The sequence below is a fragment of the Wenzhouxiangella sp. 15190 genome (assembly GCF_003417465.1).
In the GTDB taxonomy this organism is placed as follows: domain Bacteria; phylum Pseudomonadota; class Gammaproteobacteria; order Xanthomonadales; family Wenzhouxiangellaceae; genus Wenzhouxiangella.
Genome location: NZ_QVMV01000054.1, coordinates 1 through 12,897 on the forward strand (window position 1 = coordinate 1; position 12,897 = coordinate 12,897).

The 12,897-nt window shown below is 64.1% G+C and carries 11 protein-coding genes; 7 read left to right on the forward strand and 4 right to left on the reverse strand.

Features of this window, described 5'->3' with window-relative positions:
• Positions 1–176: 176 nt before the first annotated feature.
• The 3 genes from DZK26_RS13915 to cutA are packed head-to-tail and all read right to left on the reverse strand — an operon-like array spanning position 177 to position 3,318.
• The gene (locus tag DZK26_RS13915) at positions 177–713 is read right to left on the reverse strand and encodes a TlpA family protein disulfide reductase (protein ID WP_181918416.1); all 537 of its coding nucleotides are present in this window, start codon (positions 711–713) and stop codon (positions 177–179) included.
• Complete coding sequence (gene dsbD, locus DZK26_RS13920) at positions 710–3,001, reverse strand: protein-disulfide reductase DsbD (RefSeq protein WP_116898570.1); 2,292 nt, start codon at positions 2,999–3,001, stop codon at positions 710–712. Before dsbD ends, DZK26_RS13915 begins: the two co-directional genes overlap by 4 nt.
• Positions 2,998–3,318 carry a divalent-cation tolerance protein CutA gene (cutA, locus tag DZK26_RS13925; RefSeq protein ID WP_116898592.1) on the reverse strand — a complete coding sequence of 107 codons (321 nt, stop codon included), beginning with the start codon at positions 3,316–3,318 and terminating at the stop codon, positions 2,998–3,000. The genes dsbD and cutA overlap by 4 nt, the downstream gene beginning before the upstream one ends.
• 263 nt (positions 3,319–3,581) lie before the next feature.
• On the opposite strand from cutA, the gene groES reads away from it, so the two are divergent.
• The 3 genes from groES to recQ all read left to right on the forward strand — a co-directional run bounded on the left by groES (position 3,582) and on the right by recQ (position 7,684).
• Positions 3,582–3,872, forward strand: a complete 291-nt coding sequence (groES, locus tag DZK26_RS13930; protein WP_116898571.1) for a co-chaperone GroES — start codon at positions 3,582–3,584, stop codon at positions 3,870–3,872.
• 59 nt (positions 3,873–3,931) lie between these two features.
• Complete coding sequence (gene groL / locus DZK26_RS13935) at positions 3,932–5,584, forward strand: chaperonin GroEL (protein ID WP_116898572.1); 1,653 nt, start codon at positions 3,932–3,934, stop codon at positions 5,582–5,584.
• A gap of 279 nt (positions 5,585–5,863) precedes the next feature.
• Positions 5,864–7,684: a DNA helicase RecQ gene (gene recQ / locus DZK26_RS13940; RefSeq protein ID WP_116898573.1), complete on the forward strand. Its 1,821-nt coding sequence runs from the start codon at positions 5,864–5,866 to the stop codon at positions 7,682–7,684.
• Positions 7,685–7,692: 8 nt separating this feature from the next.
• On the opposite strand, the gene DZK26_RS13945 is transcribed toward recQ, so the two are convergent.
• Positions 7,693–8,067 carry a DUF6164 family protein gene (locus DZK26_RS13945; RefSeq protein ID WP_116898574.1) on the reverse strand — a complete coding sequence of 125 codons (375 nt, stop codon included), beginning with the start codon at positions 8,065–8,067 and terminating at the stop codon, positions 7,693–7,695.
• A 238-nt stretch (positions 8,068–8,305) separates the two neighbouring features.
• On the opposite strand from DZK26_RS13945, the gene DZK26_RS13950 reads away from it, so the two are divergent.
• The 4 genes from DZK26_RS13950 (at position 8,306) to DZK26_RS13965 (ending at position 12,888) form a co-directional block, all read left to right on the forward strand.
• Positions 8,306–9,997: a diguanylate cyclase gene (locus DZK26_RS13950; protein ID WP_116898575.1), complete on the forward strand. Its 1,692-nt coding sequence runs from the start codon at positions 8,306–8,308 to the stop codon at positions 9,995–9,997.
• A gap of 131 nt (positions 9,998–10,128) precedes the next feature.
• The gene (locus DZK26_RS13955) at positions 10,129–10,341 is read left to right on the forward strand and encodes a hypothetical protein (protein WP_147306681.1); all 213 of its coding nucleotides are present in this window, start codon (positions 10,129–10,131) and stop codon (positions 10,339–10,341) included.
• Positions 10,342–10,372: 31 nt separating this feature from the next.
• Positions 10,373–12,109: a diguanylate cyclase gene (locus DZK26_RS13960; RefSeq protein ID WP_116898577.1), complete on the forward strand. Its 1,737-nt coding sequence runs from the start codon at positions 10,373–10,375 to the stop codon at positions 12,107–12,109.
• Between the two features lie 2 nt (positions 12,110–12,111).
• Positions 12,112–12,888, forward strand: a complete 777-nt coding sequence (locus tag DZK26_RS13965) for an SAM-dependent methyltransferase (protein WP_116898578.1) — start codon at positions 12,112–12,114, stop codon at positions 12,886–12,888.
• Positions 12,889–12,897: the final 9 nt, after the last annotated feature.

Consider the following 12,897-nt stretch of genomic DNA (forward strand, 5'->3'; position numbering starts at 1 on the left):
TGAAGTGTGAAGTGTGAAGTGTGAAGTGTGAAGTGTGAAGTGTGAAGTGTGAAGTGTGAAGTGGCGGGCGTTAGGCTGGGAGTTCAGGTTTTGAATTTTGCGGCTTGCGGGTGTTGTGGTCCGTGTAGAGCCATCTCATTGATTCTTAACACTTCACACTTAACACTTCACACTCTCTAAATCACCCCCGCCAGCGCCTCTTCCAGTTCCTCCGCAGTCACCTCGCCGTAATGCCGCCACCGCACGATACCCTCGCCATCGACCAGCACGGTGTACGGCATGGCGCCGGCGCTGTTGCCCCATTCGCTCTGCGTGTCCAGCACCGCGTCCTGGCCGACCAGGATGGTGTAGTCCACGCCCACCTCGTCGATGAAGCGTGCAACCGGCTCGGGATCGTCCAGGGCGATGCCGACCACGGCCAGCGCCTCGCCGTGGCGCTCGCTGGCGGCCTGCAGGACCGGCATCTCGCGCCGGCAGGGTGCACACCAGGTCGCCCAGAAGTTGACCAGCATCGTCCGGCCCTTGAAGCGCTCGGAGACCACTCGCTCACCATCGAGGTCGGGCAGGCTGAAGCCGGGGTGAGCCTCACCGATTTCAAGGCCGGATTCCGCCCGCGGCTCGGGCGCCCGGGTGTTGTTGGTCACCCAGGCCAGCGCGGTGCCGAGCAGGAAGCCCAGCACCACCACCGAAACCCAGAGTCGCCAACTGCTCAATTTGCAACCTCGTCGAGCAGCGGCAGGAATTCGTCCGGCCCGAGGAAGCCGAACATCCTGTACTGCTTCAGTTCCTCGCCGTCGGCGAAGAACAGGTAGGCCGGCGGACCGATCAGATCGAAGTGCTGCAGCATGGCCTTGTGCTCATCGTTGTAGGCGGTGATATCGGCCTTGAGCAGCGTGAAGCCGGCCATCCGCTCGGCCACGGCCGGGTCGGGAAAGGTGCGCCGCTCCATCCTCACGCAGTCCACGCACCAGTCGGCGTAGAAGTCGAGAAAGACCGGGCGGTCGGAAGCCGCCACGGCGGCCTGAAGCTGATCGAGGGTCTCGACCTCGCGGAAGGTCGGCGATTCCGCCACGGCAGCCCCGCCGCCCGTGCCTGCCATGTGATGCATCGGCCGGATCCAGTCGCGGCCGCCGGACAGCGCGCCGACGAACTGCACGATACCGACGACCAGCAACATGACACCCAGGGCCTGCCAGAGCTTGCGCCAACCGCTCGCCTCGGGCGTGAGGCGCGTGAGTGCGCCCAGGTAGACGCCACAGCCGATGGCCAACGCGCCCCACAACAGCATGATGACCGCGCCCGGCAGCACCCGCTCGAGCATCCAGATCGCCAGGGCCAGCAGGCCGACCCCGAACACCGCCTTGACGGCATTCATCCAGACGCCGGCGCGCGGCAGCAGCTTGCCGGCCGAGGTACCCCAGACAATCAGCGGAATGCCCATGCCGATGGCCATGGCAAAAAGCGCCAGGCCGCCGAGTACCGCATCGCCGGTCTGGCCGATGTAGATCAGGGCACCCATCAGGGCCGGAGCCACGCAGGGGCCGACGATCAGGGCCGACAGCGCGCCCATGATCGCCGCCCCGATAAGCGTACCGCCCTCGGCACGGTTGGACATCTCGTTGAGACGCGTCTGCAGCTTCGAGGGCAACTGCAGTTCGTAGAACCCGAACATGGCCAGCGACAGCGCCACGAACAGCAGCGCGAAAGCGACCAGTACCGCCGGGTTCTGGAACACGGCCTGCAGGTTCTGTCCGAACAGGCCGGCGACGATACCGAACATCGTGTAGACCAGGGCCATGGCCATCACGTAGACCAGCGACAGGCGGAAGGCCCGACCGGTGGTCATGCGGTCCCCCTCGCCGGCGATCAGGCCCGACAGGATCGGCACCATCGGAAAGACGCAGGGGGTAAAGGCAAGCAGAATGCCGGCCAGCAGAAACAGCCCCATGGCCACCAGCGGGCGCCCGCCCAGGGCGGCGGCAAGGCGGTCTTGCTCGGACTGCGGCAGCGCGGTTTCAACCACTTCTTCTGTGGCTTCCCTCGGCCCGACCCCGGCAGAAACTTCGTCGTTTTCCGCCAGACCCGTCGCCTGCTCGGCCGGCGGCAGCGTGACCGCGATGTTGCGCGTCATCGGCGGATAGCAGATGCCCTCATCGAGGCAACCCTGGAAATCCGTCTCCAGCGTTATCTCGCGCTCGCCGCCTGCCGGCCGGGCCAGCTTCAGCGGAATCTCCACCTCCCCGAAATAGACCCGGGTATCGCCGAAGTACTCGTCGGTCTTGGGCTCGCCGGGGGGCAGTTCGGCACCGGCTACCTCGACGTCGGAATCGGCGACCCGGAAGGAAAACGTCTCGCGGTAGAGGTAGTAGTCGGGCTGCGCGGTAGCACGCAGCAAAATGGCGTCCGGTCCATCGGCGATCGCTTCGATACGAAACGCCTGCTCGGCCGGGAGGGCCTGGCGTTGCTCTCCAAGCAACGTGCCCAGCGCACTGCCGGACCCGCTGTCGCTGCCCGCGAGCGACGAGCTGGCGCCGCCAGCCGCCGATGAACCCGTTGCGGCCGGCATCGGAACGCTGATCTCCTGGCGATGCGGCGGATAGCAAACGCCCAGGTCGGCGCAGCCCTGGAAGGCGACGCGTGCGGTCAGCTCACCGCCGGCGGGTGCGCGCTCGACGGGTACGCGAACGGTCACGGAATCACGATAGGTTTCGGTCTCGCCGAAGAACTCGTCGACCGTCGGCTCGCCCGGTGGAATATCCGGCTCGCCCAGCACAACGGCTTCCCGCGTCGACTCGACCTCGAACGCGTGGCGATAGAGGTAATACCCCTCGGCGATCTCCCAATGCAGAACCAGCGCATCGTCCTCGACGCTCGCTTCGAGCGCGAAGGCTTCTTCCAGGGGCAGCAGGTCGTCGGAGTTGACCTGGGAAGTGGCCGAAAGCGGCCACAGGCAGGCAAGAAGGGCAACCAGGCCGGCAAGCCCGGAGAGTGATGTCTTCATTGAATCCAGTCCCGAATCCATTGGGTGTAATCGTCCAGTCCGTCGCTGACCGGCACGACCAGCAGTTCCGGCACGTCATAGGGGTGGTGCGCTACCAGCTCGTGCTCGAGCGCGCTCACCCTCGCCCGGGTGGTCTTGATGGTCAGCGGAATCTCGCTCTCGTGTTCGACCCGGCCCTGCCAGGGATAGGTCGAAACCACTTCCGCACCGGCCGACACACAGGCAGCCAGCCGTTGTTCGACCAGCATGGCCGAAAGTCGTTCAGCCGTCTCACGGTCCGGACAGGTCGTAAGCACCAGGCAAATATCGTCGTTCATGATCAATCCGCCTCCGTTCAGTCCAGTCAAATTCCGGCTATTCTGACAGGCCGCCGTCGCCGGCACAAAAATGGTGGACTCGAAAGCCTTGAAATGCCCGTCGGCGGGCTCCATTTCGCAATGCGTGTCGGCGCCGCATCGACAAAATCCGTTTTTGTCGGAACGCGCCCCAGGTCAGGCAGGGTCATCCGGTAGGCCAAGGGCCAATCCGGGCGACCTGCCATTAATCACAAACACATAGTTAGTCACAGGGAGAAAAACCCATGAAACTGCGTCCTTTGCATGATCGCGTCATCGTCAAGCGCGTTGAAGAAGAGCGCACCACCCCCGGCGGAATCGTGATTCCCGACAGTGCCACCGAAAAGCCGATTCGCGGCGAGGTGATCGCGGTCGGCAACGGCAAGATCCTCGACAACGGGGAACAGCGTGCGCTGGATGTGAAGGTAGGCGACACGGTGCTGTTCGGCAAGTACTCCGGCACCGAGGTCAAGGTCGACGACGACGAACTGCTGGTGATGCGTGAAGACGACATCATGGCCGTCGTCGAGTCCTGATACGACCGCCTGCAAATCAACCTGACATCCCAAGACTCAAGATTTAGAGGAAAACAATCATGAGCGCCAAAGAAATCAAATTTTCTGAAGAAGCCCGTAACAAGATTCTCGAGGGCGTGGACGTACTGGCCCGCGCGGTCAGCGTGACCCTCGGTCCCAAGGGCCGCAACGTGTTGCTCGAGAAGAGCTTCGGTGCGCCGACCATGACCAAGGACGGCGTGTCGGTCGCCAAGGAAATCGAACTGGAAGACAAGTTCGAGAACATGGGTGCACAGATGGTCAAGGAAGTCGCTTCCCAGACTTCTGACGAGGCCGGTGACGGCACCACCACGGCAACCGTGCTGGCCCACGCCATGCTGCGCGAGGGCGTCAAGTCGGTCGCCGCCGGCATGAACCCGATGGACCTCAAGCGAGGCATCGACCAGGCCGTGCGAGCCGCCGTCGAAGAACTCAGGAAGCTCTCGACCCCGTGTGACACCGACAAGTCCATCGCCCAGGTCGGCACCATCTCGGCCAACGCCGACGAGGAAGTCGGCAAGATCATCGCCGAGGCCATGGGCAAGGTCGGCAAGGAAGGCGTGATCACGGTCGAGGAAGGCCAGTCGCTCGACAACGAACTGTCGGTCGTCGAAGGCATGCAGTTCGACCGCGGCTACCTCTCGCCCTACTTCGTCACCGACCAGCAGACGATGCAGGTCGAGCTCGAAAACCCCTACATCCTGCTGCACGACAAGAAGATCTCCAACGTGCGCGAGCTGCTGCCAATTCTCGAAGGCGTGGCCAAGCAGTCCAAGAGCCTGCTGATCTGTGCCGAAGACATCGAGGGCGAAGCCCTGGCCACCCTGGTGGTCAACAACCTGCGCGGCACGGTCAAGGTCGCCGCCGTCAAGGCGCCCGGCTTCGGTGATCGCCGCAAGGCAATGCTGGAAGACATGGCTGTCCTGACCGGTGGCCAGGTGATTTCCGAGGAAGTCGGCATGAGCCTGGAGAAGACCACCGTCGACCAGCTCGGCTCGGCCAAGAAGGTCCAGATCGACAAGGAAAACACCACCATTATCGACGGCTCGGGCGACGCGGCCGCGATCGAAAGCCGGGTCGGCCAGATCCGTGCCCAGATCGAGGACGCCAGCTCCGACTACGATCGCGAAAAGCTACAGGAACGCGTGGCCAAGCTGGCCGGCGGTGTGGCCGTGATCAAGGTCGGTGCCGCTACCGAAATCGAGATGAAGGAGAAGAAGGCCCGCGTCGAAGACGCCCTGCACGCAACCCGTGCGGCCGTCGAAGAAGGCGTGGTCCCCGGCGGTGGCACTGCCCTGGTACGTGCCCGCGCGGCGATCGAGAACCTCACCGGCGACAACGAAGACCAGACCCTGGGCATCAAGATCGCCCTGCGCGCCATGGAAGAGCCGCTGAGGAAGATCGTGGCCAACTCCGGCGGTGAATCGTCCGTCATCCTGGCCCAGGTCACCGAGGGCGAGGGCAACTACGGCTACAACGCCGCCACCGGTGAATTCGTCGACATGATCGATGCCGGTATTCTCGACCCGACCAAGGTAACGCGCACTGCCCTGCAGAACGCCTCCTCAGTCGCCGGCCTGATGATCACCACCGAGGCCGCCATTGCCGAAATCCCGCAGAAGGATGAAGGCGGCGGCGGCGCCCCGGACATGGGTGGTATGGGCGGCATGGGTGGCATGGGCGGAATGATGTAACCACCGGGACCGAATCTCCTGGCCCCATGCGGCGTTGCGTGGCGGCTGGCAATGCTCACGTACCATTGAAGGTACGCTGCGCTTACCAGCCGCCCCGCGCCTTGCCTGGAACCAGGACCTTCTAGTCCCTATGCATGCGCCCATAGCAACGCCCGTATGCATCGAAGCCCCGGCCACAGTGCCGGGGTTTTTTGTTTGGTCTGCGGTGAATCACCAACCCTTCAAAGGGTGGTTTGTGGCAGTCTGTAGCACGATGTTTGCCTTCCCCGATTCGATTTAATGAACGAGACTGCGCCGGTCGAGCACTCGCGCGCTCCTGAGACGCTGCTGCGGCAGGTCTTCGGCTACAGCGAATTTAGGGGCCGGCAGCGCGAGATCATCGAGCACGTCGCCGGCGACGGCAATGCGCTGGTGCTCATGCCCACCGGGGGCGGCAAGTCGCTTTGCTACCAGATTCCGGCCCTGATTCGGCCGGGCACGGCCATCGTCATCTCGCCGTTGATCGCCCTGATGCGCGACCAGGTCGAAGCGCTGACCCACAACGGCGTGGCCGCGGCCGTGCTCAATTCCTCGCTGGACGCCGAGACCCAACGCCGTACCGAGCAGGATTTGCTCGATGGCCGACTCGACCTGCTCTACATCGCCCCCGAGCGTCTGTTACGCGAATCGACGCTGCGAATGCTGTCAAGGAGCCGGGTCAACCTGTTCGCCATCGACGAGGCGCACTGCGTCTCCCAGTGGGGCCACGACTTCCGCCCCGAATATCTCAAGCTCGATGTGCTGGCCGCGCGATTTCCCCAAGTACCCCGCATCGCCCTGACCGCCACGGCCGACGAGCGCACCCGAAGTGAAATCGTCGAGCGCCTGCTCGGACGCGAAGCCCGGGTGTTCGTCGACAGCTTCGACCGGCCCAACATCCGTTACGCGGTCGGGCTCAAGCGCAATGCGCGCCGGCAGCTGCTGGCCTTCATCCGGGAGCGACACCCCGGCCAGTCGGGCATCGTCTACTGTTTCTCCCGCCGCAAGACCGAGGAGACGGCGCGCTGGCTGGTCGAGCAGGGTCTCGACGCGATTGCCTACCACGCCGGCATGGAATCCGGCGATCGCCGCACCGCCCAGGACCGCTTCATCAACGAGGACGGGCTGGTCATCTGCGCCACCATCGCCTTCGGCATGGGCATCGACAAGCCCGATGTACGTTTCGTCGCGCATCTCGACCTGCCCAAGAGCATCGAATCCTACTACCAGGAAACCGGACGCGCCGGCCGCGACGGCCTGCCGGCCGATGCCTGGATGGTCTACAGCCTGGCTGACGTGGTCCGGATTCGCCAGCTGCTCGAACAGTCAAGCGCCGGCGACGGGCAGAAGAAGCTCGAACGCGAACGCCTCGAAGCCTTGCTGGCCTATTGCGAACACGCCGGCTGCCGCCGCCCCGCCCTGCTGGGCTACTTCGACGAGCGCCATCCGGGCGACTGCGGCAACTGCGACAACTGCCAGAACCCGCCCGAGACCTGGAACGCCACCGAAGCCGCGCGCATGGCGCTGTCGTGCGTCTATCGCACCGGGCAGCGCTTCGGCGCCGGTCACGTGGTCGACGTCCTCACAGGCAAGCCCACCGACCGCGCCGAACAACTCGGCCACGACCGCCTGAGCACCTGGGCGATCGGCGAGGACATCGATCGCTCGACCTGGCACTCGGTGCTGCGCCAGCTGCTGGCCGCCGGCTACCTCGTCCCCGACCCTGAAGGACACGGTGGCCTGCAACTGGGGCCCGACTGCCGCGCGCTGCTGCGCGGCGAACGTGAAATCGAGATGCGACGGGATGCCGTACCCGCCAGGCGCGGGAAGTCCCGCAAGACCAGCGTCGAGATCGACACGGAATCACCCCAGTGGCAGGCGCTCAGGCAATGGCGGCTGGAGACGGCGCGCAGCGAGGAAGTGCCGCCCTACGTGATCTTCCATGACGCCACCCTGGCGGCCATCGTCGAGGCCCGGCCGCGTACGCTCGAGGAACTGGCTGGCATCAGCGGCGTGGGCGAACACAAGCTGGCGCGCTACGGTGAGGCCGTCATCCAGATGTTGTCGGCCCTCGAGGAGTAAGTGGCTGGTCACCCGCCTGCGCGAAAGAATACAACCAGCGGCGAAAACAGCACCATCAACACGAAGATACTTCCGGCCACGATCAGCAGCGTCTTCAATGGATGCCGCCGAATGATCGACGACAGGGTCTCGGCCTCCCCCCGCTCGTGTGCTGCCTGCCATTGCGCTCGTGCACGCTCGGCACGTTCGGCCTGGTAGCTGTCCATCAACTCGCGGGCACGCGCGTAGTCATCGGGATCTTTCAGCCAGATACCACCGGCGGTGATGCCGAACGGTCCCGGCGGCGTGTCGTAACACTCGATACCGTGCTCGTTCATCAAGGAACGGACTTCCTCGATCTCGTCGTCGGGTACGTTGCGTAGGTTGAGCAGTAAACGGGGCACCGGTCTTCTCCCGATTGCATGCGTATAATCAAGTGCTCTGCCGGCAAGTCAGGGAGGCTTGCGGGCGGGCGCAAACAGCAAAAAGGGAGCCTACCATGTCCGAACGCTATGATCTCGACACGCCCAAATCCGACGGCACCGTCCGGGCTTGCGAGTAGCAGTTTCATTTCGACTTTCCCGGCCGGCTCGTCAGGCGAGCCGGCTGTTTGTTGCGAGTGCGTTGCTTCTCCTGAGCGGCATGATCTGTGCGCAGTCGGCGGACCCACCCTCACTCGAAAGCCAGCTCGAGCGCGTGCAGGAACTGAACACGACAGCGCCCTGGCGCGAGACCAGGGCCCTGCTCGACGAAATCGAACCCCGCCTGGGCGAGGCCACGCCCGAGCAACGCGCGGACTTCTGGCTCATCCGGGCCCGTAACCAGACGCTGGCGGGCAATATGGAGCGGGCGCTCGGCCAGCTTGAAAAGCTCTTCGACAAACCACTGACCCGCAAACAGGAGGTCCGGGCCTATGCCCTGGCGGCCAACATCGCCATACTGCTGCGCCGCTGGGAGGACACCTTCGATTACCTCAATCGGGCCCTGCAACTGGCCGGGCGACTCGAGGCGGCAGGCTCGTCAAATGTGCCCTTCAGCCTGGCCGCCTACGTCTACGCCAAGATCGGGGAAACCGGGCAGGCCATTGACTACGGCCAACGTAGCGTCGATCTCGCCCGGAAGCACGGCAGTGCACGCGATGTTTGCATCAACCAGGGCCGACTCGCCTTCGTCTACAAGACGGCCGAGATGTTCGAACTGGCGCGTAGCCACTATCGTGAAGCCATCGAAACCTGCGGAGAAACGGGTGACGAACTGGTTACGGGCACTATCGAGAGTGGACTGGGCGACCTGCTTCGCGCCACTGGAGACTTCGAGCGGGCCGAAGAATTGTTCCGGCAGGCCCTCCCTCGGCTCAGGGAAACCGACTATCAGTTCGGCCTGGGAGAGGCGCGGTTTTACAAGGCTCGGCTTCACTGGGAACAGGGCGAGCTGGAAACGACCGAGCAACTACTCGAGCAGGCCCTCTCCCCACTCGAGGACGACGAGGCCTGGGACTACGTTGCCGAAGCGTATGGCATGCTCAGCGAAATCGAGACGGGAAGAGGAAACCACGAGCAGGCGCTGGCTTACACGCGCCAGCAACTCGAAGCACGCGAACGCTTTCTCGACCTTGAACGCGCTCGCCAGCTCGCCCATCTGCAGGTTGCCTTCGACATGCGCTCACGCGAGCAGGAACTGGCCCTGCTGCGGGAACAGCAACGGGTCAGCGAGCTTCAGGCCGAGTCAAGACGCCACCAGGATCGGCTTCGCTGGCTTGCTTACGGCTTCGGTGGCTTCCTGTTTCTGACCCTCACCCTGCTGTTGATCCGCGTGCTGCGGGAACGACGGCACTTCCGCCGCCTGGCCGGGCTCGACAGCCTGACCAAACTGAACAACCACACCCGGTTCTTCGACAGCGCACGCATGATGGTCGACAAGGCGCATCACGATCACAGCCCCCTGGTGCTCGCCCTCGGCGATATCGACTATTTCAAGCACGTCAACGACGAGTTCGGACACATCGCCGGTGACCGGGCGCTGAAAGAAGTGGCTCGAGTACTGCGCGAGACTTTCCCGGGCTCGGCCAACATCGGACGTATCGGCGGCGAGGAGTTCGCGCTGTGCCTGCCGGAAGAAACGATCGAATATGCCTTGCCCAGACTCGACGCCTTGCGGGAGGCGCTCGAGATGATCAACTACGGCGGCAACAGCAAGCCCCTGACGATGAGCTTCGGGGTGGCTGAGCTCGAGCCGGACGAACCGCTCGAAGAACTCCGGCGTCGTGCCGACGAGGCACTGTACCGCGCCAAGCACAGCGGCCGGAACAGCGTCGTGATCGCCGACCCTGATTGACCCCGGTACGGACTCGGCAGCGCACCCGCCCGGAAGATCGCCTCGGCGTCATCTCGATCCCGTTCCATTGCGAATGATCGCAAACGCCGCGGCAAGCAATTAGAATGCAGGAACACAAGGGAGGCTCAACCATGGAAACACTCAAGCAACTTCTCAAGGACCTCGGCAGTGACGCCAAGCTTGCCGCGGAGTACGAAAAGGATCCAGACGGTGTGATGGAAAAGCGGGATCTCTCCGACGAGGCACGTGAGGCCATGAAGCGCAAGGATCTGGATGCGGTTCGGCGGCTGTCCGGTCTGGATGAAGTCCACCTGACCAACAGCACTGTCAACGCGCACGACTGAATCGATTATCTTGCGGCACTCACCCTGGCGAATGATTCTGCGCGCGCTCGGCCTGGCGCTCGCATTGCTGGTGGGCGGGGCGCAGGCACAGGACGAGGACATCGCGGAGGCCATTGAGCGCGCCCGACACCTGAGCGTGACCGAGGCCGTGCCCGCTTCTCAACCGGCCATCGATGCGCTCATGGAAAGGCTCGACGAGGCAACGCCGGGCCAACGAGCGGAAATCCGCCTGCTCCATATCCGGAACCTGGCGCTACGGGGCGAGAATTCCGAGGCCATCGACCGGCTCGAGTCTCTGCTGGCCAGCTCGCTGTCGGACGACCAGCGCCTTCGGGCCTTTCGGCTCGCGGCCAATGTCGGGATCAACATGGGCCAGTACGAATGGGGATTCAAGCGCCTTCAGGCCGCCCTCGAACTGCTCCCCCACACCGACATCCCGGCCGAGGAAGTCCCCATCCTCACGCTGGCCGGTTTCGTTCACAGCATGGTCGGCAATCACGAGCGCGCCATCCGGTATAGCAAACAAGCGCTCGAAATCGCCGAACGGACCGAGAACATCCGCCGGCGCTGTACCGCAGGTCAGGCCTTAGCGGTCGCCTTTCGCTACGCCGAGCAATTCGAACGGGCACAAGCGGCCGCCACTGCAGCGCTAGAGAACTGCCGCCGGGCAAACGATCAGGTTTATCTGGGCGTCGTGGAACTGGAACTGGCCTACGTCGCCCTCGAGCACGGTGAACTGGACACCGCGGAGCGCTGGATAAACCAGGGGCTCGAACGCTTACGCAAGGCGGTCTGGGTCGATGGCGTCCTCACCGGGGAGCATTTGAAGGCCAGGCTGGCTGCCGCCAGGGGACAACACGAAGCGGCCATCGAGCTCGCCGAGCCGCTGATCGAGCGGGTCCGGGAGCGACAATTCTGGGAAAGGGAAGCCGCCCTGCACCGGCTGGTCGCTTCACAGGTGGCCGAAATGGGTGCATTTGCCGAGGCCTATGAACACATGGTCGCGCATAGCGAAGCGCGCGAGCGCTTTCTGGATGAGGACCGCAATCGACGCCTCGCCATTCTGGAAGTCGAATTCGATGTGCAGCGTCAGGAGCAGGAACTCGAGCTGCTCCGGGAACAGAAGCGCGTGGCCGAACTGGAGGCCCAATCCCGTCGTCAACAGGCGCGGATGCGCTGGCTGGCCGCAGGATTCGCGCTCATCCTGTTCCTGATTCTCTTGCTCTTGCTGATTCACGTGCTGCGGGAGCGGCGACACTACCGGCGGCTTTCCGAACTCGACGGCTTGACCCGGGTCAGCAACCACACGCGCTTTTTCGACACCGCCCGCATGCTGGTCGAGGAATCGCACCGGAGGGGTCAACCTCTGGTCCTGGCCTTGGGCGACATCGATCATTTCAAGCAGGTCAACGACGAACACGGTCACATGACCGGCGACAAGGCGCTGCGCCAGGTCGCCCGTGTCCTGTGTACCAACTTCCCGGGGCTCGGCCACGTGGGTCGAATCGGCGGCGAGGAGTTCGCCATCTGCGTGCCCGACAGCCAACTCGAGCCGGTACTCGGGCAGCTGGAGCAGGTCCGCAAGGACCTGGCTGAAATCCAGTACGGGGGCAACGGCAAGCCCCTGACGATGAGCTTCGGCGTGGCCGAACTGGTAGCGGGCGAAGCATTGGAGAACTTACGCAAGCGTGCCGACGAAGCCTTGTACGAGGCCAAGAGCAGGGGTCGAAACACCGTGGTCGTCGCCGACAAGAAGGGTGCCGACTGAGCATGCAACAACACGGCGAACTGGTGGTGGTCGGCTGCGGCATCCAGCTCGGACGCCACGTCAGCGAGCGCGCGGTCAGCGAGATCATGGAAGCCGACGCGCTGTTCGTCCTCTCCGACGCAGCGGCCTTCGACTGGATCGCAGGCCAGCGACCCGATGCCATCGGCCTGACAGATTGCTACGACGATGGTACCGACCGGCGCGAAACCTATCGCCAGATGACCGCAATGATCGTCGACTCGGTGCGGGCTGGCCAACGGGTGTGTGCGGTGTTCTACGGCCATCCCGGCGTGTTCGCCCAAGTGCCCCACGCAGCCATCGAGCAGGTGCGCTGCGAAGGATTTCGGGCGCGCATGGAGCCGGGCATCTCGGCCGAGGCCTGCCTCTACGCCGACTTGGGGCTCGACCCGGGCACACGGGGCGTTCAGAGCATTGAGGCCACTCGCCTGCTGGCCTATCGCCACAGGCTCGACCCGACCGCACTGGTACTGCTGTGGCAGGTGGCATTGGCCGGCAACCTGGCCTGTATCGGATTCGAACCGGACCCGGAGCGACTCCAGGTCCTGGTCGACAAGCTCTCGCAGTGGTACCGACCCGACACGCCGGTGATTCTCTACGAGGCCGCGCAACTGCCGATCGAGGAGTTCCGGGCCGACTGGATGATCCTGGCCGACCTGCCGACAGCACGCTACAAGGAATACACCACGCTTGTCATCCCGCCGGCCCGGGAGGTCGAGCGGGACGAGCATTGGATCGCAAGGCTTGAGGCACTGGACTGAGCCAGGCGC

Coding starts and splice junctions, on each gene's coding strand:
- recQ (WP_116898573.1), top strand. CDS start 5,864: ATGAACGAGACTGCGCCGGTCGAGCACTCGCGCGCTCCTGAGACGCTG.
- DZK26_RS13955 (WP_147306681.1), top strand. CDS start 10,129: ATGGAAACACTCAAGCAACTTCTCAAGGACCTCGGCAGTGACGCCAAG.
- DZK26_RS13960 (WP_116898577.1), top strand. CDS start 10,373: ATGATTCTGCGCGCGCTCGGCCTGGCGCTCGCATTGCTGGTGGGCGGG.
- groES (WP_116898571.1), top strand. CDS start 3,582: ATGAAACTGCGTCCTTTGCATGATCGCGTCATCGTCAAGCGCGTTGAA.
- groL (WP_116898572.1), top strand. CDS start 3,932: ATGAGCGCCAAAGAAATCAAATTTTCTGAAGAAGCCCGTAACAAGATT.
- cutA (WP_116898592.1), bottom strand. CDS start 3,318: ATGAACGACGATATTTGCCTGGTGCTTACGACCTGTCCGGACCGTGAG.
- DZK26_RS13950 (WP_116898575.1), top strand. CDS start 8,306: ATGATCTGTGCGCAGTCGGCGGACCCACCCTCACTCGAAAGCCAGCTC.
- dsbD (WP_116898570.1), bottom strand. CDS start 3,001: ATGAAGACATCACTCTCCGGGCTTGCCGGCCTGGTTGCCCTTCTTGCC.
- DZK26_RS13965 (WP_116898578.1), top strand. CDS start 12,112: ATGCAACAACACGGCGAACTGGTGGTGGTCGGCTGCGGCATCCAGCTC.